22 protein-coding genes and 1 tRNA gene are annotated in these 20196 nt (G+C 47.8%); 18 read left to right on the top strand and 5 right to left on the bottom strand.

The features are described 5' to 3' along the window. The first annotated feature begins 8 nt into the window (after positions 1-8). From ACXX82_RS10560 to ACXX82_RS10540, 5 genes are all read left to right on the top strand, one after another. On the top strand, positions 9-245 hold the full coding sequence (locus ACXX82_RS10560) for a hypothetical protein (RefSeq protein WP_322234446.1): 237 nt from the start codon (positions 9-11) through the stop codon (positions 243-245). Continuing rightward, the gene (locus ACXX82_RS10555; RefSeq protein ID WP_458562887.1) at positions 242-508 is read left to right on the top strand and encodes a hypothetical protein; all 267 of its coding nucleotides are present in this window, start codon (positions 242-244) and stop codon (positions 506-508) included. The genes ACXX82_RS10560 and ACXX82_RS10555 overlap by 4 nt, the downstream gene beginning before the upstream one ends. Before the next feature lie 29 nt (positions 509-537). Beyond that, positions 538-825 (top strand): hypothetical protein, encoded by a 288-nt coding sequence (locus tag ACXX82_RS10550; protein ID WP_458562886.1) that lies wholly within the window; start codon positions 538-540, stop codon positions 823-825. Positions 826-966: 141 nt separating this feature from the next. After that, positions 967-1260, top strand: a complete 294-nt coding sequence (locus ACXX82_RS10545) for a hypothetical protein (protein ID WP_322234438.1) — start codon at positions 967-969, stop codon at positions 1258-1260. A gap of 24 nt (positions 1261-1284) precedes the next feature. Further along, complete coding sequence (locus ACXX82_RS10540) at positions 1285-1530, top strand: hypothetical protein (RefSeq protein ID WP_322234435.1); 246 nt, start codon at positions 1285-1287, stop codon at positions 1528-1530. 179 nt (positions 1531-1709) lie between these two features. Here ACXX82_RS10540 and ACXX82_RS10535 read toward each other — a convergent pair whose 3' ends face one another. Beyond that, positions 1710-1838, bottom strand: a complete 129-nt coding sequence (locus ACXX82_RS10535) for a hypothetical protein (protein ID WP_322234433.1) — start codon at positions 1836-1838, stop codon at positions 1710-1712. 495 nt (positions 1839-2333) lie between these two features. Between ACXX82_RS10535 and ACXX82_RS10530 the strand changes: the two genes are divergently transcribed. Both ACXX82_RS10530 and ACXX82_RS10525 read left to right on the top strand, forming a co-directional pair. Continuing rightward, positions 2334-2732, top strand: a complete 399-nt coding sequence (locus ACXX82_RS10530) for a hypothetical protein (RefSeq protein ID WP_322234430.1) — start codon at positions 2334-2336, stop codon at positions 2730-2732. Positions 2733-2751: 19 nt separating this feature from the next. Beyond that, positions 2752-3123, top strand: coding sequence for a hypothetical protein (locus ACXX82_RS10525; RefSeq protein ID WP_458562885.1), 372 nt, complete (start codon positions 2752-2754; stop codon positions 3121-3123). A 745-nt stretch (positions 3124-3868) separates the two neighbouring features. Here ACXX82_RS10525 and ACXX82_RS10520 read toward each other — a convergent pair. Genes ACXX82_RS10520 through ACXX82_RS10510 form a run of 3 tightly spaced genes read right to left on the bottom strand, consistent with a single transcriptional unit; the run spans position 3869 to position 5606 of the window. Then, positions 3869-4531, bottom strand: a complete 663-nt coding sequence (locus ACXX82_RS10520; RefSeq protein WP_458562884.1) for a DUF799 domain-containing protein — start codon at positions 4529-4531, stop codon at positions 3869-3871. Positions 4532-4541: 10 nt separating this feature from the next. Further along, the gene (locus tag ACXX82_RS10515; protein ID WP_458562883.1) at positions 4542-4904 is read right to left on the bottom strand and encodes a DUF4810 domain-containing protein; all 363 of its coding nucleotides are present in this window, start codon (positions 4902-4904) and stop codon (positions 4542-4544) included. Between the two features lie 15 nt (positions 4905-4919). Further along, positions 4920-5606: a CsgG/HfaB family protein gene (locus ACXX82_RS10510; RefSeq protein ID WP_323507217.1), complete on the bottom strand. Its 687-nt coding sequence runs from the start codon at positions 5604-5606 to the stop codon at positions 4920-4922. 511 nt (positions 5607-6117) lie between these two features. Here ACXX82_RS10510 and pilV point away from each other — a divergent pair. The 11 genes from pilV (at position 6118) to ACXX82_RS10455 (ending at position 19884) form a co-directional block, all read left to right on the top strand. Further along, on the top strand, positions 6118-6672 hold the full coding sequence (pilV, locus tag ACXX82_RS10505; RefSeq protein WP_458563981.1) for a type IV pilus modification protein PilV: 555 nt from the start codon (positions 6118-6120) through the stop codon (positions 6670-6672). After that, on the top strand, positions 6669-7244 hold the full coding sequence (locus ACXX82_RS10500) for a pilus assembly PilX family protein (protein ID WP_458562882.1): 576 nt from the start codon (positions 6669-6671) through the stop codon (positions 7242-7244). The genes pilV and ACXX82_RS10500 overlap by 4 nt, the downstream gene beginning before the upstream one ends. Positions 7245-7274: 30 nt before the next feature. Next, on the top strand, positions 7275-9218 hold the full coding sequence (locus ACXX82_RS10495; protein ID WP_458562881.1) for a pilus assembly protein: 1944 nt from the start codon (positions 7275-7277) through the stop codon (positions 9216-9218). A gap of 513 nt (positions 9219-9731) precedes the next feature. Beyond that, positions 9732-11075 carry a tyrosine-type recombinase/integrase gene (locus ACXX82_RS10490; protein WP_458562880.1) on the top strand — a complete coding sequence of 448 codons (1344 nt, stop codon included), beginning with the start codon at positions 9732-9734 and terminating at the stop codon, positions 11073-11075. A 106-nt stretch (positions 11076-11181) separates the two neighbouring features. Beyond that, positions 11182-11811, top strand: coding sequence for a hypothetical protein (locus tag ACXX82_RS10485; protein ID WP_458562879.1), 630 nt, complete (start codon positions 11182-11184; stop codon positions 11809-11811). A 72-nt stretch (positions 11812-11883) separates the two neighbouring features. After that, a complete protein-coding gene (locus ACXX82_RS10480; protein ID WP_458562878.1) occupies positions 11884-12105 on the top strand; it encodes a DNA-binding protein in 222 nt (73 codons plus the stop codon). Then, positions 12102-12461, top strand: coding sequence for a hypothetical protein (locus ACXX82_RS10475; RefSeq protein WP_458562877.1), 360 nt, complete (start codon positions 12102-12104; stop codon positions 12459-12461). The genes ACXX82_RS10480 and ACXX82_RS10475 overlap by 4 nt, the downstream gene beginning before the upstream one ends. Positions 12462-12552: 91 nt before the next feature. Beyond that, positions 12553-13710 (top strand): plasmid recombination protein, encoded by a 1158-nt coding sequence (locus tag ACXX82_RS10470; RefSeq protein ID WP_458562876.1) that lies wholly within the window; start codon positions 12553-12555, stop codon positions 13708-13710. Positions 13711-13741: 31 nt separating this feature from the next. Continuing rightward, entirely contained in the window at positions 13742-14035 is a 294-nt protein-coding gene (locus ACXX82_RS10465; RefSeq protein WP_458562875.1) for an HGGxSTG domain-containing protein, read from the top strand. A gap of 232 nt (positions 14036-14267) precedes the next feature. Further along, entirely contained in the window at positions 14268-18731 is a 4464-nt protein-coding gene (locus ACXX82_RS10460) for a PDDEXK-like endonuclease domain-containing protein (RefSeq protein WP_458562874.1), read from the top strand. A gap of 256 nt (positions 18732-18987) precedes the next feature. Continuing rightward, positions 18988-19884, top strand: a complete 897-nt coding sequence (locus ACXX82_RS10455; RefSeq protein ID WP_458562873.1) for an HNH endonuclease — start codon at positions 18988-18990, stop codon at positions 19882-19884. A gap of 130 nt (positions 19885-20014) precedes the next feature. Here ACXX82_RS10455 and ACXX82_RS10450 read toward each other — a convergent pair. After that, positions 20015-20090 (bottom strand) — tRNA-Arg (locus ACXX82_RS10450). Positions 20091-20196: the final 106 nt, after the last annotated feature.

The raw sequence follows: 20196 nt of genomic DNA, 5'->3' as shown, positions 1-20196 counted from the left end.
AGTTTGGGATGGCGTGGACGGCGACTATTGCTGGATTTGGGGCGGCGGCGTTTGAACAGGTATTGAGGCCGAACGTGGGACAAGTATTTATTGACGGAATAACTGGCGCAATTGGTCTTGCTACGGATAAATTATCGGGCGGACGTCTAACCTCTCCTATTACAAATGAATTTTTAGAGAATATAAAAAATAATCGGTTTTCAGAGCAATCCAAGGACTGGATAAATGGAGATAACAAGGAATGAGAAAATTTTTATTTTATGTAATACGTAACGGTAACCTGACGGGTATAGCAGTAACTATCCTTCTATTGATTGGATTTTTTATAATAACAGCCTCTTTATGCTTATTAAAGAATCAAAACATTCGTATTATTGGAGCTTCTGTAGGATTAGCGATCATGGCGATGGGAGGATATGGTAGTCGGGCAAAAACACTTGGTTTAAAACCATTTGACAACAGCTATAAAAAAGCGAAAGACAGTTACGAAAAAGAGGATGCAAAATGATCTAATTTTTTATAGCGAATAACCGGCAGTTGCATCCTGATGAAAAAACACTTGCCAAGCGACTGGCCGCGAACAGCGATGGAAAATACACGGTTGAGCAAGTTGAAGATGCCATGCGGGCGGCAAACAACAAGGCATTGGGAGAAGGCGTCGATGCAGGCGCAATTGTCGATGTGAATGGCGATACGGGGACGGTCTACGATGATGGTGCGAAATGGTCGGTGGTGGAAAGATGGCAAGCAACAATTAGTACAGCAGATTCCTTCCAATATTTCTCGGGATTTGATGACATACATTGCACAAAATTCCGGTGGTAATTAGGGGTGGTCTCCGACAGAAAATATGGCGTTTAACATGAACAATTCGTCGGGGATATTTAATCCATTGCAAAGGCACATTGTGTCGGAGCGCAATGTTCGGTGGTGAGGGTAAATCCTCCGCTGCCGACCAGAGATCAGATGGCAGATGTTGCGGGATTCTTTGCTACGCAAGCAGGACGATTTGGGGCTGCTGCCGCTGGTGTTATACCTGGGCCGCATACTCTAGTTGCTGAAAGTGCCGCACTTATGGCAACCTTGCTAGGATTGAGAGCCGGTGGAATGGAGCAATTGTTAAAGCCGAACCCTAGGAATTATTTATCCGTTAGTGGAATTGATATTGGTAATTTCTTCTTGTCAGAAAGGTTTCCTCTTTTTGCACCTGTTATTAATGAAACAGCAGAGGCAACTAAAAACTCCCCACAAATGCAATAACTAAATCGGAGTCAATCATACAAAATGAACATATTTATAAAAGACGGAAATTTTACTCCCCTCATTCGAGGAGTTCTTTGTGTGGCGGGTGTCGCCCTTATTTTTATAGGTCTTGCATTTGATCCGACATCGATAGTGTCTTGTATTGGACTTGTAATTGGAGCTATGGGTGGTATTTCGAGCCGTTCTGCAATGTTAAAAATTAAGCCCTTTGATAACAACTATAAAAAAGTAAAAAATAGCTATAAAGAAGATGACACACAAAAATAGTCGCTAATAACCGGCAGTTGCATCCTGATGAAAAAACGCTTGCCAAGCAACTAGCCGCGAACAGTAATGGAAAATATACTGTCGATTTATACGCTTTTATGCACTCCTTAACAAAGGGGCTGCTAACCCTTTCAATTTTTGTAGATCGCAGGCCGGTTTAATAATTCCTTGACGGTAGATTAACCCATCACCGTCGGACACGCCACGTCCCTTAATGTCAAATCACTAGAGCCGATTCCCAAAACAGAAGCTGCAGCGGCTTCGGTGTCAGCGTCAGCGTCAATCGCGATACCAGTTAAAGCAAACATCACCGCGGCGTCTCCGGGCTGCACAAAAATTCAATATTTTTTCTAGAAAAATATGCGGTTTTAAGCATAATTTTTTAGGTCTTTTACCTATTGGTAAATTGCACTGTAATAGCTATAATTTTCATAAATAAGTATTATGAATTCGCTAAAATAGCGACATTTTTTTAAGAGATTTTCGCTCCCCGAGCATTCTATAACCTTGCCTCTCCATTTCCATTGATTGGGGCCGGTAGGAATAAATCATGACTATCGCAGAGCGGATTGCGCTGTTCACTGAGAGCTGCGGTAACTTTCAGTGACTATGGGTTCGAGACTAACAAGAAAAAAGGGCAATGGCTTGGCAGGCTAAAATCTCAGTGATGAACTGCATAAGAAATTACCTCGACGGTCGGGTATTGCATTGGATTTTATTTCGATTTTTGTATATTTTTCTTAAGAAATTTTAATATTGCTCAGTTGAGAAACCGAATTATTTTTACTTAGAAAGAACGCCCCATGGGAAAACACCTAATTTTTTTAACGATTACCTTCACGTTATCAAGCGCTGTTTACGCCGCCACGCCTGATTGTAGGCAAACAAAAATTGAAAACACTGAAATTCAAATGTGCTTAACGCCAGGAGACATTTTTAAGCATGATGTTTACACGTTGAAAGCAGACAAGGTGATCATTTTTTCTTTAGTTGATGATTTTGTCGAAAACGTGAAGTTAAAACATACGATTCCAGATGGCCTAACAATTGAATTCCCTCTCTCAAAGCAGGGAGAGAAAAGTGTGGAGATATCAGGAGGATGCGTACCAGTTAGTAAAGATCAAGTTGAAGTTGCACGGGTTTGCAATTTTAACTGGGGAAAATACCAAATCGTCAAAGATGTACGGTTTGATTTCAAGTAAAAAAATGACGAAAAATTCTATGAAAAAAATTCTTTTAGTTCTTAACATCCCACTTATGCTTTTGGGGTGTGCTGCCATAAAAAATAATGTTACATTTCCTGAGCCAAAAGATGGCGAGCGCGCTAGAATCCGTGTCATCATTCCAAAAGTATTCAACGATTATCGAGGGTCGACTGGCTATCCGAATAGCCAATGTTTACCTAAAAACTTATCAGGTGGTGGACATATTGCGAGTAGTTATCTTTTCGGATTTGAGAAAAATTTAAACGGTCAAAAAATAGGAATACCAACCACTACATTTTCAGAAAAAAAAGGATTTGTAGCGGCGGAGGCGTACTTGTCTGCAAATAGACCTTGTAATATTTACGTTTCTAATGCCTGCTGGCGCTAGTACTATGTCAACCGGAACAACAAGTTACACGAGATACTATCAAGGCTGCATGGCAAAGGTAGGTTTCACTCCAAGGGTAAATGCAGACTATGAATTGATTTTCCCATCAAGCGGATCATGTCAGTTTGAATTAAGTCGTTTAATCGTTGACAAAGATACCGTTTTAGCGAGGCCAATAACTACTGATGACGTTAGAGACTGTGATTAATCAAGCAGCTCTTAACATGCATACACATTCAAAAATTACTTTGCAATAATCAACATTTTTATTTGCAAAAAGAGTAGGTTTAGCAATCCTACTATCCCGCATATTTACAAACGCCCGTAGCCAAGCCTTCCAATCCTACGCCAGCTGCTTGTTGACGATCGCCTAAAACTGACCCATGTGATTAAATGCCCTGCTTGTTAAATAAGCAGGGGAAATAGAAGTGATCACAGTGGGTACATTAGCCAAAATTTATCGGATGCACAACTACCCCATCAACCAAGAACAATACAAAGTCTTGATGGAAACGGTATCGCAAGCACCCAACAATTTCGACTGACCCCGGCATCGCGTTGACGGCTGCGTAAATGTCAACCCCACCAGCGCCATTATGAATGGGCTTAACACAAACCTCATTGTGGACGCGTAAAAAAAAGTAGCGGCTAAGACTTAGGATGCCTACACCGCTGACAGATCAAGGATTACCTAAAACTAGACGCATGGTGGAAAAAAAAGGGGCATGCCCCTTTTTTCGTTAGATCAATCAGTTCCGTATTTAGGTGAGTGCGGACCATACAATAAACCATTAGGCTTGTTGGTGGAGAGCAATCGTTGACTGGTGACACCAGCCACCGAGAAACCTTTATCTGTAATGTTATTGGCAATCTGCGTGATAGCTGCAGTCACTAACATACCGATCAATCCACCACTGGCGTTGTTACCTTCTTCATTACTTGATGCCGTCGCTGAACCATTCCATAAGACATCCCCAGTTCTTAAGTCGACTAGCTTCGCTTCGGCCGTTACGACCACAGCACTGTTAAGCACGGTATAAATTGCGCCGTACTTTTTTACATTTACATACAAGGCCGCATCTGCACCAAAGATTTTTTGGAGCTTGGCAGGTGCAATATCATGCATATCTCTGGCGCTTGACAGGCCATTTTGCTTAAGCGTTTCATCTACCAAAGCCACGGGCAGTACGTAGTAACCAGCCTCACTTAACGGATAAGTTAATTGCGACAGCATGCTGTATGTCGCTTTTACATCCGGCGAGTCATTCAGAGGTGGCAATACCAAAATTGTTTTGGGACGACTTTGCTTGAATGCAGTCAGATCAATTTGCTTGACGGGTGCAACACACCCGGTAGCCAAAAGCATTACCGACAAACATACAAATCCATTTCGGATCTTTTTTAACATAGGTATTTCCTTATTTTTTTGAATTTTTTAATAGAAAATCTATGTAGGTTGCAGACTCAGGAAACAGTGTTTTTTCTGTCTCAAATTCCTGCGCCATCTGATCGTTTTTTCCGATCTCTGCATACAACATACCCAGATGCGCGTGATAGCCGGGTGGAGTCATGCCGTCTGTCGCGCGAATTTTCTGCAGATCTTGTTCTAGAATGCTGATTTGTTGTTCTGCGCCCTGTTCGACTTTAAAGTGCTCGTATACTTGGGGCTGGTAGCCTTCCCACTGATAAAGCGTCTTTGGTGCGGTATTGCATCCACTTAGCAAGACGCAGCCCAAGAACACAATCGGCAAAACTGATCGTTTACTAAATAATTTTTTCATGTTTTTAATCAGGCTCTAGTTATTTTTTAATGTCGGTTGCCATGTGCCAGAATCGATGGCTGAGACGAGTTTATTGATGGCTTCGCGCATCGCTAAATCGAGTACTTTTCCGTTTAACGTTGAGTCGTAGCTAGCAGTGCCGCCAAAGCCGATGATTTCACGGTTGGAAAGATTGTATTCTCCCGCCCCTTGCGTAGAAAATACGACTTCGGAGGTCTTAATGTTGACAATATTCAGATTGACCTTGGCATAAGCTGTTTGAATCTTTCCACGTCCAAGAATGCCAAAAAGCTGTTGGTCGCCGACTTCTTTCCGCCCAAATTCGGTGACATCGCCAGTAATGACAAAATCTGCTCCTTTGAGGTGTTGAGCTTGTTTTTTGATCGCTGCTTCCTGCTGAATTTCTTGCAGATTATCGCGATCAAGGACATTAAATCGGTTAGTTTGCTGAAGATGCGTGATCAAAATGGTCTTTGCCTGACCACCAAGACGATCAACACCATCAGAAAAAATGCCGCGCATATAACTAGAACGGTTATCAAATTTTCCGACCGCAATTTGGGTGCGCTGACCAACATACGGTTTGCCAGCACTTTCTACCTGTTGAACAGGAACAGCCGTCGAACTTTCGGTAGCACATCCTCCTAAAACGGACAGTAATAAAACGGTAAAAATCAGTGGAAATATTTTAATTTTTTTCATGCATCGATCTCCAGATAAGGAATGAGTGAAGCTATTAATTCGTGTAAAAAAAGAGGTTATATTTTCAAAATAATACGTTGTGGATATCGCATAAATGTCGGCGATAAATTGTTAGCGCCTGGATGGTTTAGCGCATAAACCTGTCATATGCGAGACCACAAAGTTGATGAGAGAAAGTTCGCCCGAAAAATGGTTCGATGCGTTACCTTTAGTGCAAATTAATTTTTTGAGAGAGTCTAATAATGCTTTTCACTTTGGTTTCAGTTTACAAGGCTGTATTGTGTATCCAAAGTGAGTATATATACCGCCCTCACTCGCACGATTTAGGTATTTTCCCTATTGTTGAGTCAGTCCGTGATGACTATAATTTCCAGCCATTGATTCTATGAGATTAAATAATGGTTATTTGCGCTGGGTTGATGTTTTTTTGTCAGACTTTGGGTGTTGCCAAGCCGCTCATATGCTGCGTGGGAGCATTGAGCGGAAAGGCTTTGGCTAGTTGTTGGCCGCAGTGAAATTACATCATCAGGGTGGCGCTGGTCTTATTGAAGTGTTGATCGCTATCGTGATTACCGCCTTCTCTTTACTGGGTCTGGCGGGCTTACAAATGGCCGCGCTGCGATATCAAAAAGTTGCCCATTACCGTGCGATAGCCGCCACGTATAGCCACAATCTCGCTGAGCGTGTGCGCGCCAATATCCAGGGTGCGCGTGCAGGTTATTACAGTCCGGCTTTACAAAACTATCCACCTGCTAACGGCGATGTGCCGCAAGCGCCTGGCTGCGCTATTTCCTCTTCTTGTACGCATGCGGAAATTGCGGCTCTTGATATTTACGAATGGCGCACGGCGCTTGCGAATGCTATGGCTGGCGGTTGGGGTGAAATATCTGGTTCCGTGGCCAAGGGTTTCGCCGTTAGCGTGTATTTCAGAAAGCCAGGCAACCGTACGGAAAGCGAGGCAAATGACAGCGAAAGCGTGCTCAATAAAACACAATGCCGAACCGCTGCATTGAATGCTGCAACCGATCAAGATGTGCGCTGTTTTACGACGATATTCGTTCCGTGAAAGTGAATAGTGCATTGATGATGAAAGCAAACGTGCCGGTAATCTGGAGGATAAAAAAACTGATCATCCAGTCACGTGGTATTGCACTACCGGTAACGCTGATTTTTCTTTTGGTGATGACGATTATTGGTGTTGCTGCAATTCGTAACGTCACTCTGGAAGAGAAAATGGCTGGAAACTTGCGGAGTCAGCAACTTGCTTTTGAAGCCGCGGAACAAGTGCTCCGGTATTGCGAAAAATTAGCCCAAGAACTGTCGATATCGCATGCGGTGTTTCCACCTCAGTTACCGCAAGGTCCTATTGCCGACGGCATTCGTCAAGGGAAAAACCATTGGGAGTTGTCGGAAAACTGGCGTAGTGACGTAATTTCTATCGGCCTTCCGTCTCATATTGTTAGTAGTGTTGGCCTCGTCAAGCCGCCCCGTTGCATGATTGAAAAAATGGCGCTTACCGGTGACTACGAATTTGGCTTGAATCCTGCCGATCCCCTAACGGCTTATCGCATTACTGCACGTGGTGTCGGCGTCACCACTAATGTGACGGTATTGTTGCAAAGTTATTTACGACTGTGATCACTATAGATTTGGAACCTGGAGAATGCCATGAGCGGAAAAAATATGTTGAGAAAAATAATCTATAGAGCAGGGATTGTATTGATCGGACTCACGATTTTTACTCCTGCTTTCGGTCGTATATCTCAGCTACCATTTTTTACTTCCGGAGGATCTTCTGGTCTGATTTATAACAATCCATTGCTCGATAACGCATCGATTGTGTATCGCGCAAGTTTTACTGCCGATGATTGGAGTGGTCAGTTAAAAGCCTATCACGCCAATGCCGATGGTAGCGTTGGAGCACGTTTATGGGATGCAGAGAAACACATTCCTGGCTGGAAAGTGCGCAATATCGCGACTTGGAATCCAGAGACTAACAGCGCTACTGACTTTCAATGGTCCGGATTAACGGGACAACAAAAAACGACGATAGGATCGAACGAAATGTTGGCCTATGTGCGGGGCGATCCAGCCTTAGAAGCGTCGCATCAGATCGGTCATTTCAGGAGTCGTAAAAGCAGGTTAGGCGATATCGTTAATTCGCTGCCGATTTATGTTAAGAACACGCATTTGGGTTATACGGCTTTGGCGGATATTCACGGCGGCGGAAGCATCTATCAGGATTACGAAAGGGCAAAAAGTGCGCGCACGGCGATGTTGTATGTCGGTGCAAATGACGGTATGTTGCACGCATTCGAGGCCACAACCGGTGCGGAGCGATTTGCGTATATTCCCCATGCAGTGTTTCCACATTTGCACTTACTCAGCGATCCAAATTATAAACACAAACATCACTATTTTGTCGATGGCAAGTTGACGGAAGGCGACGCTTATCTACAACGAGGAAGCGCATCAACTCCGATGTGGAAAACAATCGTCCTTGGCTCAACTGGCGCGGGTGCTAAAAGCGTTTTTGCGCTCGACGTTAGCTCGCCCGATGCTTTGAGTGCTAAGAGCGTGATGTGGGAGCGATCAGATACATTGCGCGGCGGTGTGATCGATAACGATATGGGGCATGTGTTTGGTGAGGCCGCAGTCGTGCGGTTACGTAACGGGCAGTGGGCGGCTTTATACGGAAACGGCTACGACAGCAAAAATAATAAAGCGACGCTCTATCTGGTGAATGTCGCCGATGGCTCGCTGATAAAAAAAATTCATACCGAACACGGGGGGAAAACCGCACCAAACGGGTTGTCAACGCCAGCCCTGCTCTTTAACGCTCACAGAGAAGTTATCGCCGCCTATGCCGGTGATTTACGCGGCAATGTGTGGAAATTCGATTTGGAAAGCACCGATCCGCATGCGTGGACTGTCGGTTATCAACGTCGGCCATTGTATGTCGCGCATGATCGCCAGGGAAAGCCTCAGCCGATTGTTCAACAGCCGGTGATGGCACGTCATCCCAATGGTGGACGCATGATTATGTTTGGGACCGGGAAGTTATTCGAGATAAGCGATCCTGCGGATACCCAGGTTCAGGCAGTTTATGCCTTATGGGAGAAGCCTGATGGCGTGACGACCATTGATGGCGCCTATCAGTTGCAGCAACAAACGCTCTCCCGTATTGAGGGCGGTCGGACGATCAGCAAAAATGCTATTAACTGGCGTAATCAGCGCGGATGGTATGTTGAACTCCCGGATCGGGGTGAGCGCGTGGTTGGAAAATTACAAATACTGAATGGCATGTTGGTTATTATGACAATGACACCCGGCGTCCATACCGGTTTGGATAATGCGCCTTCTTCAGAGCTTATGTTAATAGATTTCACGACCGGTAGCACGCCGTCAAAAGCGCCATTTCCAACCTTGCCACCGCATCAGATGTCGATTCGCGTGCCAGCTTCAATATCGTCGCCGGTAATCGTAACCCAACCTAATGGCAAGCGCGGTTTAGTTATTCAGGCTATGGATGGCAGGGTGAAAATTGTTCCTCTGGCAGTGACGCCGAGGATACCTTTAAGAACCTGGCATCAGCTTGCTGTACCTTTTTAGGCGGTGAATAGGGATGCCACGTCAGTCCACCTTAGATTCCCGGTTCATCCCGTTATGTTGCCTTAATTTGCCCGACTTGGCATTCCGAAATTCGTGATGAGAAACGGTCTTGCATAAAATACTGCACTTAAAATTTTGTTAATTAAATTAAACGCTGTATAGATATCAAGCCATTGCAGTCGTATTTATCGAGAGGGGTTATGCAGCGGTTACACGAAGCGATGTCGGCCGTAGAAAACAAAAAAGAGCCACGGGCACCAAGCGCGTAACTCTTTGATATTTATACTTTTCATTGGTGCGGCTGGCTGGAATCGAACCAGCGACCCTTGGCTTCGGAGGCCATACAATATGCCATTTATCGATGTTGATACATATTTAAAAAATACGAATAACTGATATAAAACAACTACTTATAAATATACCGTTGTTAGTTTGTATTGATTGATATTGCTTGATATACTTCAAATTGGGTTACATGGTGGTTACATGGATTGCATGGGGAGCAGATAGGCGATGGCAAAGGTAAATTTTACGGCTGGCCGAATTGCTGAGTACAAGTGCGAAGCTGGCAAGGACCAATCTTTCCTTTGGGATACGTCCGCGCCCGGTTTGGGATTGCGCGCTACAGCGCCGGGTGCAAAAGCGTACATGTTCCAGGCCAAGTTAAACGGTAAAACGATGCGTATCACTATCGGGTCTCCGGCTGTATGGGCAATCGATGCTGCGCAAGCCGAAGCCCGCCGACTAAAAGTAATTATCGATAACGGTCAGGACCCTCGCCAAGTAAAGGCTGACGGCCTAGCTGTAGCGCAATCCGTCCGGGATGCCACCGAAAACAAAAAGACAGCGCAACTACGCTTAGATGCCATTGAACGGGCTAAGCGCGAATTAATCGCACGGGCCGCATGGGATGCCTACATGACTGCACCGCATCCAAAATGGGGAGCGCAACATCGTACGGACCATATCATTGCGGCGAATGCCGGCGGCGGTCCATGCAAAATAGGTGACAAGATAGCGAAGGCTGCTCCACTTGCTTGCCTGCTAGCTAAGCCGCTAAATGAAATTACCGCGCCAGTGGTGATGGGGTGGCTGGCGGATGAGTGCCAAACCCGCCCTACGTTTGCGCATAACTCCTATCGCAAGTTCCGCACCTTTATTCGATGGTGCGCAAAACACCCAGAATATCAACATGCCGTACACGCCGACTGTTGCGTCACGGAAGAAGTAAAAGACATCGTCCCCACCAGTAAGACAAAAGAAGGCGATTGCCTGCAACGGGAGCAACTGTCGCACTGGTTCGCCGCCGTCCGCAATATCGGAAGCCCGGTTATCAGCGCCTATCTGCAAGCTCTCCTAATAACTGGTGCGCGTCGCGGTGAACTGGAAGTGATGAAATGGGACGATGTAGATTTCAAGTGGAACAGCATCACCATCCGTGACAAGGTTGACGGCTTGCGCACAATCCCACTGACGCCATATTTATCGCATCTACTGGCCAAACTGCCACGCGGCACCGAATGGGTGTTCAGCAGCCCCACAGCGGCTAGTGGACACATTACAGAGCCGCGCATCGCCCACACCCAAGCGCTTCAAATCGTAGGCTTACCCCACGTCTCATTGCATGGTTTGCGCCGTTCGTTTGGTACATTGTCTGAATGGGTCGAGGTGCCGACAGGGGTTGTGGCACAGATTCAAGGTCATAAACCTAGCGCACTTGCTGAAAAACATTACCGCCGCCGGCCGCTAGATCTGCTACGCATGTGGCACGTTAAAATAGAAGCGTGGATACTGGAACAAGCTGAGATTAGCTTTATACCCGTGGTCCCTGGCTTGCGGGTAGTTACCAGCGCCTGACGGTAAACAAACAGTTTAAAGCGCCAGTCTAGTTTTAGCGGACGAAAAGCTGGAACCTTCACCGGCCTGACTGGTGCCCTATTATGATGGCGCTTGAAGGAGCGTAATGAAAAACATTGGCTATAGCGAATTTATAAAAAGATTCCAAATATCCGACCCAGAGAATTGGACTGATGGGTTGTCCGTTAAATTTGATGGAGTCTACATTAGACCTCCAGCCCCCGAATTGTCGCTGACGCCTGAAGAGCGAAGCATAAGCTCGGAACATCCTACACATGACCTGACAAAGCCAGCGTTATCATTTCCATGCAGTTTGGAGGAACTGCGAGCTTTTGATGAGTTTCTGTGTCTTGGATTGGACCTTAATGGCGTGGATGAGGATGCGCAACAGGAAGCGTCGTCATATAAGCCGATATCGCCTGCCGTGGTGTGGGAAATGCATCAGCAAGAGGCAGAGCAAAGCGTAGTGCATAAGATTAAAGTGAGAGAATCATCCATTCTTAGCGATGAGATTTACGAAGCAAAAAAACAGGCGAATAATCCTAACAGCCGACACCATGTATGGAATGAACTTGTAAAGTTGGCCTTAGTGCGGTTTGGGTGCCTATTAGGGATGGATGGAAAAGATATCAAGTATCTATCGGGCGAGGACGTTCTATTTTTTAAGAGGCGAAATTTAAACGACAGAATGAACACTGCCGAGCAAAGACGCATCACGACGCATCACGACGCATAACGCCGCGCTTCTATCGGAGAAAAATAGCATTCGCTAAATCATCAAGTCCTCACCAATCAACATGAAGGCTTGATGATGCAAACCAAAACTCAATACCCGACATTAGTGCGCGAAAATCGCACTGTCATTGATACCAACGCCGCCGCCTTCCACTTGGGCCGCAAACCTCAGACTTTGCGGAAATGGGCCTGTTACGAGGATGGTCCGCTGCGCCCAATTCGCATCATGGGCCGTCTGGGTTGGAATGTCGCCGATATTTTGCGCATCGTATCCGAAGGGAGCCTCGCCAAATGAAAAAGGCCCAACTCCCACTAATAGCAGAATCGGACCTTGGCGACACCGAGGATTTTACAGCAAGCGCGCCTCGTAAATTTACGGGAACCAAAAATCTGCGGCACCTGCGCGTGATTCAATCGTTGATGATTCGTCCGAGGAAGCGAGAGGAAATCGACAGCATTGCAGGCGCATCAAACGGACCTGCGTTGATGGCCGAGTTACGCCGCCGTGGATTGCACGCCCCTTGCCATCGAACGCCAGGAATCGACCGTGACGGCTATCCAACCAAGTTTGGTATTTATGAGCTTGATGGCGACGACCGCCGCGCAGTTTGCACTTGGCAACGCTTGCGTGATGTGAAGGCTAAGCCATGAAGCGCACCGCTTTTACACTAGGCTGTTTGGTGACATTAGCAGGGCCAGACCTTTCAACGCTGGCTATGCTAATGCTGGTTTGGGTAAGTGCGTGAAACACGCTCAGTTTCTGCGCATCAAGAAGCTGACCGGTAAAGCCATCATCGAGGTGGCCGCCCGTCACAATTGCCGTGAAATACTTGCTGAAATTGGAGCCGCTCCAGGAGGTAACATCGACCCGGCGCGAGTCGGGCTTAATCGTATCTTGCATGGGCACGGAACAGCCGCAGCCGTAGCCATTCAGGCACAAACTCTGATGAACGAAGCAGGAATAAAGGCGACCCGTAAAGATGCTGTAAAGGCGCTGGAAATCATTTTCGGTCTGTCGCCGCAGTCGACCATCGACCATGCACAGTTTTTTGATGAGTCGGTCCAATGGGCGGCTCAATACTTTAAAGCTCCAATTATCAGTGCTATCGTTCATAACGACGAAGCCGCCCCGCATTGTCACGTTCTGTTGTTGCCGCTGGTCGATGGCCGGATGATTGGCAGCGATTTGATGGGAGGTCGCGCCAAGCTGCAAGCCATGCAAGCCGACTTCCATATAAATGTAGGGGAACGGCATGGACTGACCCGACAAGCGGCCCAGAAACGCTGTAGCGCCGAGACACGACAAAAGGCGATAGATTCGGCGTTTGACGTTCTGGAAGCCAATAGTGGGCTTTCCGATACCGTGTTGCTGGCACTGCTTTTACCGCACTTGAACGACCCGGTACCGCTGCTGCTGGCCTTAGGCTTAACTATGCCATTGGAAAAGGTGAAGCCGAAAGGCACGTTCGTCGGAATAATGACTCGCCCATGCAAGCCGGAACGTAAGCCTATAGGGTTCGGAATGAGCAAACCTATAGGGTTTGATGCAGCTGTCACATCCGAAAAGGGTCAAACCCTATCCTGTGTAGGGTTTGACAAAATAACGCTATCTTTTTCACCTTCAAACGCGCCCAGCATTACCAACAATGGGACCGGTACAACAAGCAAGGCAGCGATGATGGAACCGGTGACCGACAGCCAGACACCGCCGGCGCCTGAGTCAACGGACACCGAAGGTTCCTCTCAGCGCGAACGTGACAACGAGCAGTTGGCCGCGCAATGGGCCGATGACCTGGGCAAGTTCATCAAGCCAACTACCATGGCACCCTGCAAGCCCGCCGTAATCGCTTCAGTCCATACCGCACCGGAGGCAGCATGTTTGATGCAATTCGCATGCTGACGCCGCGACGCGACGTGCCGCGTGAACTGGAATGAATACGAGCAAAGATAAGCGAGAGCGTTACAGCAAATATTGCAAAGCACATGCCTTGATTGCTCGGGAATGGAAAAGCCGAGCCTATTGCTACCCGCCGCCGACATTCCCGAGGCTGCCCGCTGACCTGCTCGGCCTTCAATGTGGAGCCAGAACCAGAGCCGGAACACCGTGCAAACTCAAATCAATTTACTGCAATGGCCGGTGTAAGTTTCACGGTGGTCTGTCTACCGGACCAAAAACAGCGGAAGGAAGGGCGAAAATATCAGCGGCACGACGCAAGACTCCATGACTACCATGCAAAAGTTAGGTTTCCCTCTGAGTTACCGATGGGGTGTGTCGCATTCGGGGGGACAGTAGGTGCTTCAATTTCATATGATAAATTGATAACGACGGTTACAATTGCTTAAGAGATGGCCTTAAAAGCGGTGGTATGAACGCGACAAATAGGTTTTTCTGGAAAAAACTTCAAAAAAAATCCGGTTTATACCGCACATAGCATTCAATAAAAACAGGCTATTTCAATGACCGTAATGAACAACTCGTCCGTGATTGAAGTACTCGACTATATCAAGCATGTAGAGAAACTAACAAAAACCGCGCCTATTACAGTGCCGAATGAATTCTTTGCCGCACTTGAGGCGGACCTCCGGGCAATTCCGGGTCTGGAATTCAATCAGGTAGACAATGGGGATGATGTCTGGCTGCGGGTACCGCGACTGATAGAGGTAAATCCCCCCGAGCCCGACGTTGAGCTAGTGCCTTGGATGTCCTTATCAAAATCGCCATCAAAAGAGCCGGAATTGCGTAAGGAAGTCATCATCAAGACCTCCACCAAAAAGGATGCTCAGGTCATAACGTTAACATTAGAAGAACATCCTCAGATAAAAGAGCAGTTCGACTGGTATGCCGAACAACTCTGGGTGCCGTGGGCCTTAGTGGAGCAGGAGCGCCGTAAGACGATAGCGGTGTATGCCAAGCTCTTTTCTTTACAGCAGCACATGTCGACCGAAGGTGCCGAAACGCCCATCGAACTGGTCTGGGGTATTGGGCACACGACGTGGAAGCCTGAGGGAAAAGGCAAAACAATTAAGCATCCCCTCGTTACCCAATTGTGTGATTTAACCCTCAATGACCGCACGTACGCCCTGGAAGTTCGCCCGCGTGACGTCGAACCACGCCTTGAACTCGATTGCTATGCGGATATAGATAATGGCGGGGTTCCGGCCGTGATGGGTTTTTGGAAGGCAGACCAAGCAGCCGCTGCCAATAGCATTACCCCATATGACGCCATAACCTTCGAGCGCGTATTAAAGAACGCGGTGGCAAATCTGGATGCCAACGGTCAATACATTAGCCCCAGCAATCGACACATACCAGATGCTAACGAGAACTTATGTGTCACAGACACTTGGGTGTTCTACGCACGTAAGCGGTCGGAACACATCCTATTACAGGATATCGAACGTCTGATTGCCCAATTGGAAAATAACGCTGAAGTGCCGAAGGTAATTAGAGGATTCGTAGAACGAGGTAGCGCTGAAGTGAAAGTCCCTGAGCGCATTATTTTCCGCGGATTATCTTCAAGTAGCGCGGCCGAGGGAGTCCGTGAATTGTATTTCCCTATGCCATATAACGACGAGCAGGTAGCCATTGTTCAGCAGTTAGAAACAGGGGATGGCTCTGTCGTTCAAGGGCCGCCCGGGACTGGCAAAACGCACACTATCGCTAACATCATCAGCCACTACTTGGCGCAAGGTAAACGCGTTTTGGTCACATCAAAAGGGGAGGCTGCTCTTTCAGTAGTTCAGGAAAAGTTGCCTGAATCGATTCGCCCTCTGTGTGTCGCACTTTTGTCCGAAGACAAAGCCGGCATGAAGCAATTTGAGGCATCCATTCAGCAAATCGCTACGCGTGTGAGTTCACTGCAGCCTAGCCGTGTTGCACTCGAAATTAGCAACGCGCAGCAGCAACTCGACGAAATGCACCGGCGACTTGCCGCTATCGATGCAAACATCGCCGAGTTCGCACGCAAGCATCTGAGCAAGTTTATATTGCATGGGAAAGAGATGAATCCTCCCGACCTTGCCCATTTTGTTTTGGACAACGAGGATAACTATTGCTGGCTGGATGATGAGCTTGATGCAGCTCGTCACGGGAGCGTACCGTTCGCTGCCAGCGAAATCGCTGCTGCGCATATCGCCCGAGTGATTTTAAAAGAAGACCTTGTCTACCTGTCGGTTAAATTGCCGGTCGCTGAAGATTTCGGCTCTGGTGCTGACCTATCTACCTTGCACAATGATTTGGTGCGAGCGCGGCAAATTGAATCCAAGGTGAAATCGGGTGACACGCTTCCATTGGTTGACGCAACGCCGGAGACTTTCCTGAAGGCTGAAAATTTTGTTCCCTTTCTCGAAGCGTACCTAAAGCGTAAACTGGAAGTGGATGCATACGGCAATACCTGGGCACCGAAATTGGCCAAAGCTTATGCTGCTGAGCAGCCAGACCTTGTGCTCGTGCAGTTAAACGAGCTGTCATCCGCCATTGGTGACCTTGAGGTGCGGCGCAAAAATTTAATGAAGACTCCGGTCGAACTTGCGGCAAATGCGGAAATGCATCAGGAGTTCAACGAGGCGCTGACCCGGTTAATTCAAGGGAAGAGTGCTTTTGCACTGCCGTTCGGTAAGAAGGATGCCAGAGACGTTATCCTAGGGGTGACGGTCTCGGGCGTGAAGCCCGCCAGCGAAGAGGCATGGCAGTCTGTCGCGGACACGTGCCAGCACCGCCGAGACGCGCGTCAGCTTGTGGCTGGTTGGAACGCAGTTGCCAGCGAATACGACTTGCCGCACGTAGAAAACGGTATTCAAGCATTGCGCCAGTTAACCGATATATCCGAAAAAATTGGTCACCTTAAAGAATTTGTTCTTTCGTACGAACGTATTTTGCCAGTGCAGGCTGGAGAAGTTTTCGGCAAAAGCTTTGCTCGTACTTCGGTCCAATCGGTCGAGGAGATGTTAGCGAGCCTTATTCAGCATTTAGACAAGGGGCGCTTGAGCTACGCTGTTTTGCGCGTTGCTGGCTATCTGGAAAAACTCGAACAAAAGTCCGGCGCCGTTGTTACTGCAATGGATGCGTTCTTGCGACACGAATTGGGCAACGCCGGCCGTGAGCCTGAATACATTCGGCTGGAGTGGACTGATAAGTTGGCCGAGCTACGTCGAGTGCATGGCATGCGTGAAAATTTGGACATTGTTGCTCGCGTTGCAGAGGGGGTGGAGCAAGCAGGGGCGTTTCGGTGGGCAAACAGAATGCGCATAGAGCCAGCACTGGGCGAGGTGGACACCTTGACGCCCGCAAACTGGCTGGAAGCCTGGTTCTGGCGATGTTCGAAAACGTTCTTGGACAGCATTGATGTTCACGACGAGCTCAAAAAACTGCATGCGCAACGTCATGAGACCGAGCGCTCGTTGAGCAAGGTATACCAGGAATTGATTGCGGCCAAGACCTGGTTGGGTGTCTACAATAACTCCCCAGAATCGACTCAGCAGGCCCTGCAGCAGTACCTCAACTCGATTCAGTCAGTCGGCAGCGGCACCGGTGTTAGGGCCATCCGCCATCGTCGCAATGCCCGAGAAGCGATGACACGGGCATACTCTGCTGTTCCATGCTGGGTCATGCCGCAATGGAGAGTTTCCGAAAGCATTCCCGCTGAATTGGGATTGTTCGACCTAGTAATTGTCGATGAGTCATCACAATCGGACATATGGGCGTTTCCGGTGCTCTTGCGCGGCAAAAAATTGCTTATTGTTGGCGACCACAAGCAGGTATCTCCTGGCGCGGTTGGTATGGCAGAGGAAAAAATCAAAGAATTGCATCATCGCTTCTTGTCCAATCAGCCTCATGGGTCCGAAATGACACCAGACAAGTCCATTTATGACTTGGCACGCGTAGTGTTTGCCGGAAATTCAACCATGCTTAAAGAACACTTCCGCTGTGTGCCGGCTATCATCGAATTTTCTAACCGGGAATTTTATAAGAACGAAATTCGTCCTTTGCGTATACCGAGTCGCAGCCAACGCCTGGACCCACCGTTGATTGACGTTTATGTTAAAACTGGGTACCGCAAAGGTGATATCAATCCACCAGAGGCCGATGCCATAGTTGACGAAATCGAGCGCATAATCGCAGACCCTACGTTGACCGGTCGGTCTCTCGGTGTCGTCACTCTGCATGGCACAGCCCAGGCTGCGCACATCCATGACCTAGTGCATCAGCGGATATCAATCACCGATATTCTGGAGCGCCGTATTATGGTGGGTACGCCACCCACATTTCAGGGAGGTGAGCGCGACATCATGCTTGTATCGATGGTCTCTGCAAAGGGGGACCGTGCTACCAGCAGCGCTGCAACCTTTGAGCAGCGTTATAACGTCGCCGCTTCGCGGGCACGCGAGCGCATGATGCTGTTCCGCTCGGTGGATGAAGCGGACATGAAACCGGAAGACTTACGCTCCAGATTGATTCGCCATTTTTCATCGCCGTTCAAACAGGACGCACAACAAGTCCGTGACCTGCGCGAATTGTGCGATTCCGGCTTTGAGCGTGAGGTATACGACATCCTGACGATAAAAGGCTACCGTGTGAAGCCTCAGGTCAGAGTCGGCGGATATAAGATTGACTTCGTGGTCGAAGGCGTTGAAGACCGACGCCTTGCCATCGAACTCGACGGTGATCGGTTCCATGGGCCTGGTCAATGGCTGGATGATATGACACGTCAGCGCATCCTTGAGCGCGCGGGGTGGACATTTTGGCGATGCTTCGCTTCTAGTTTCTATATGCGTAAGGAAGAGGTGCTGGGTGACCTCTTCGCAACATTGTCCAAAATGGGCATTGAAGCGATTGGTGCCGAGTCAGTGGACAGCACAATGTACGTTGAGAAACGCGTCATTGACCCAACGGTTGCCAGTGCATATGTAGATAGCGAATGACGAGAAAATGCTGCAGAGAGGCACGAAGGTCGCATAAGTCGCCCGCTTTGACTTTTTCAATAATCGATCTGACCGGAAAACCCGAGGTCTCATCCGGCGCGCTGAATGCTGCGTTGATCTTTTGAAAAAGTTATGCCAAGCAGGGCGTTATAAAAAATATTGCAAAGCGTATACCTTGATTGCCCCAGACTGGGAACGTCAGGCCTATTAACGCATTTTAATCACCTACCATAAGATAATAATACTGGAGTAAAAAATGGCGTTAAATTTACCTAAACCGGGAGCGAATTCGTTAGCGTCCCAACGGCCGATTGTTCGCTTTAAAATAGGGAAAAAATACGACCGAAGAGTTGATATCCATGGGCCATTTGGTGGAAGCTTACAGAGCGGAATCGCACCTTCTACTATTTCTGACGCAATTTTTTTATTTACTGGTGAGAGTGGTGAACAATATGGCTACAGTGATACCGAGGGCTTCGATGCGCAAGGCGGAAGTGTTTTCTCCTATGTTGGTGAAGGACAAATCGGGAACATGGAGTTCAACCGTGGAAATCTGGCAATTCTTGAACATAGTAAAAAGGGACGTGCGCTTCATCTTTTCCGCTCCCTCGGTCAAAGAAAAGGGCAGAGCTATGTTGGTGAGTTTTTTTATGCCAACCATCTATTAGAGCAAGGCCCCGACCGCGACGGAAACCAGCGCCAGCTAATTATTTTTCAGTTAGTGCCAATTGAGGCAGCTGCGATGTCAGAGCGTGATGATGGAGGACATGACGATGCGAGTGAGCCAATACCAAAGACTCTCGCTGAAGCGAGAAGCCGGGCTATTGATGCTGCAACTGCATCGCAAGGGGCCTCTTCCCAGCCAGCAATGCGTACGTTGTACAAGCGAAGTAAAGCGGTAAAGTATTATGTGTTGTTAAGGTCGAAGGGAGTTTGCGAAGCATGCAAGACGCCAGCACCATTTGCTCGACTAGACGGAACACCATACCTTGAGCCCCACCACACAACTCGGGTTTCAGATGGCGGGCCTGACCATCCCCGTTATGTTGCCGCCATTTGCCCGACTTGCCATTCCGAAATCCATTATGGAAAAAATGGCGGTGCGAAAAATATTGCACTTCAAATTTTATTGAATAAATTAGAGACTGCATAAATACTAGGCAACTCCATTCGTATTTATCGAATTGGGTTACACAGCGGTTACATGGAGCGATGTAGGTCGCAGAAAATAAAAAAGAGCCACAAGCCGAAGCATGTAACTCTTTGATTTATATACTCTTTGATGGTGCGGCTGGCTGGAATCGAACCAGCGACCCTTGGCTTCGGAGGCCAATACTCTATCCACTGAGCTACAGCCGCATATGAGAGGTACGAAGGATACCGTTTTTCGGTGTGTTCGTCCATGAATTACGTTGCTTTATCGTCCCAAATTGTGATTATTACGACTATAATCAAGGGTTTGGCG

Source organism: Glaciimonas sp. GNP009 (assembly GCF_054343755.1).
Note: the sequence above shows the minus strand (reverse complement) of the source record. Positions and strands in the feature narration are given on the sequence as shown.

What these genes read in the sequence shown, in the direction of transcription:
- ACXX82_RS10560 (WP_322234446.1), top strand. Translation starts at nt 9, where the DNA reads ATGGCGTGGACGGCGACTATTGCTGGATTTGGGGCGGCGGCGTTTGAA.
- ACXX82_RS10525 (WP_458562885.1), top strand. Translation starts at nt 2,752, where the DNA reads ATGAAAAAAATTCTTTTAGTTCTTAACATCCCACTTATGCTTTTGGGG.
- ACXX82_RS10545 (WP_322234438.1), top strand. Translation starts at nt 967, where the DNA reads ATGGCAGATGTTGCGGGATTCTTTGCTACGCAAGCAGGACGATTTGGG.
- ACXX82_RS10540 (WP_322234435.1), top strand. Translation starts at nt 1,285, where the DNA reads ATGAACATATTTATAAAAGACGGAAATTTTACTCCCCTCATTCGAGGA.
- ACXX82_RS10495 (WP_458562881.1), top strand. Translation starts at nt 7,275, where the DNA reads ATGAGCGGAAAAAATATGTTGAGAAAAATAATCTATAGAGCAGGGATT.
- ACXX82_RS10485 (WP_458562879.1), top strand. Translation starts at nt 11,182, where the DNA reads ATGAAAAACATTGGCTATAGCGAATTTATAAAAAGATTCCAAATATCC.
- ACXX82_RS10455 (WP_458562873.1), top strand. Translation starts at nt 18,988, where the DNA reads ATGGCGTTAAATTTACCTAAACCGGGAGCGAATTCGTTAGCGTCCCAA.
- ACXX82_RS10475 (WP_458562877.1), top strand. Translation starts at nt 12,102, where the DNA reads ATGAAAAAGGCCCAACTCCCACTAATAGCAGAATCGGACCTTGGCGAC.
- ACXX82_RS10460 (WP_458562874.1), top strand. Translation starts at nt 14,268, where the DNA reads ATGACCGTAATGAACAACTCGTCCGTGATTGAAGTACTCGACTATATC.
- ACXX82_RS10530 (WP_322234430.1), top strand. Translation starts at nt 2,334, where the DNA reads ATGGGAAAACACCTAATTTTTTTAACGATTACCTTCACGTTATCAAGC.
- ACXX82_RS10515 (WP_458562883.1), bottom strand. Translation starts at nt 4,904, where the DNA reads ATGAAAAAATTATTTAGTAAACGATCAGTTTTGCCGATTGTGTTCTTG.
- ACXX82_RS10520 (WP_458562884.1), bottom strand. Translation starts at nt 4,531, where the DNA reads ATGTTAAAAAAGATCCGAAATGGATTTGTATGTTTGTCGGTAATGCTT.
- ACXX82_RS10465 (WP_458562875.1), top strand. Translation starts at nt 13,742, where the DNA reads ATGAATACGAGCAAAGATAAGCGAGAGCGTTACAGCAAATATTGCAAA.
- ACXX82_RS10490 (WP_458562880.1), top strand. Translation starts at nt 9,732, where the DNA reads ATGGCAAAGGTAAATTTTACGGCTGGCCGAATTGCTGAGTACAAGTGC.
- ACXX82_RS10510 (WP_323507217.1), bottom strand. Translation starts at nt 5,606, where the DNA reads ATGAAAAAAATTAAAATATTTCCACTGATTTTTACCGTTTTATTACTG.
- ACXX82_RS10535 (WP_322234433.1), bottom strand. Translation starts at nt 1,838, where the DNA reads ATGTTTGCTTTAACTGGTATCGCGATTGACGCTGACGCTGACACCGAA.
- ACXX82_RS10555 (WP_458562887.1), top strand. Translation starts at nt 242, where the DNA reads ATGAGAAAATTTTTATTTTATGTAATACGTAACGGTAACCTGACGGGT.
- ACXX82_RS10480 (WP_458562878.1), top strand. Translation starts at nt 11,884, where the DNA reads ATGATGCAAACCAAAACTCAATACCCGACATTAGTGCGCGAAAATCGC.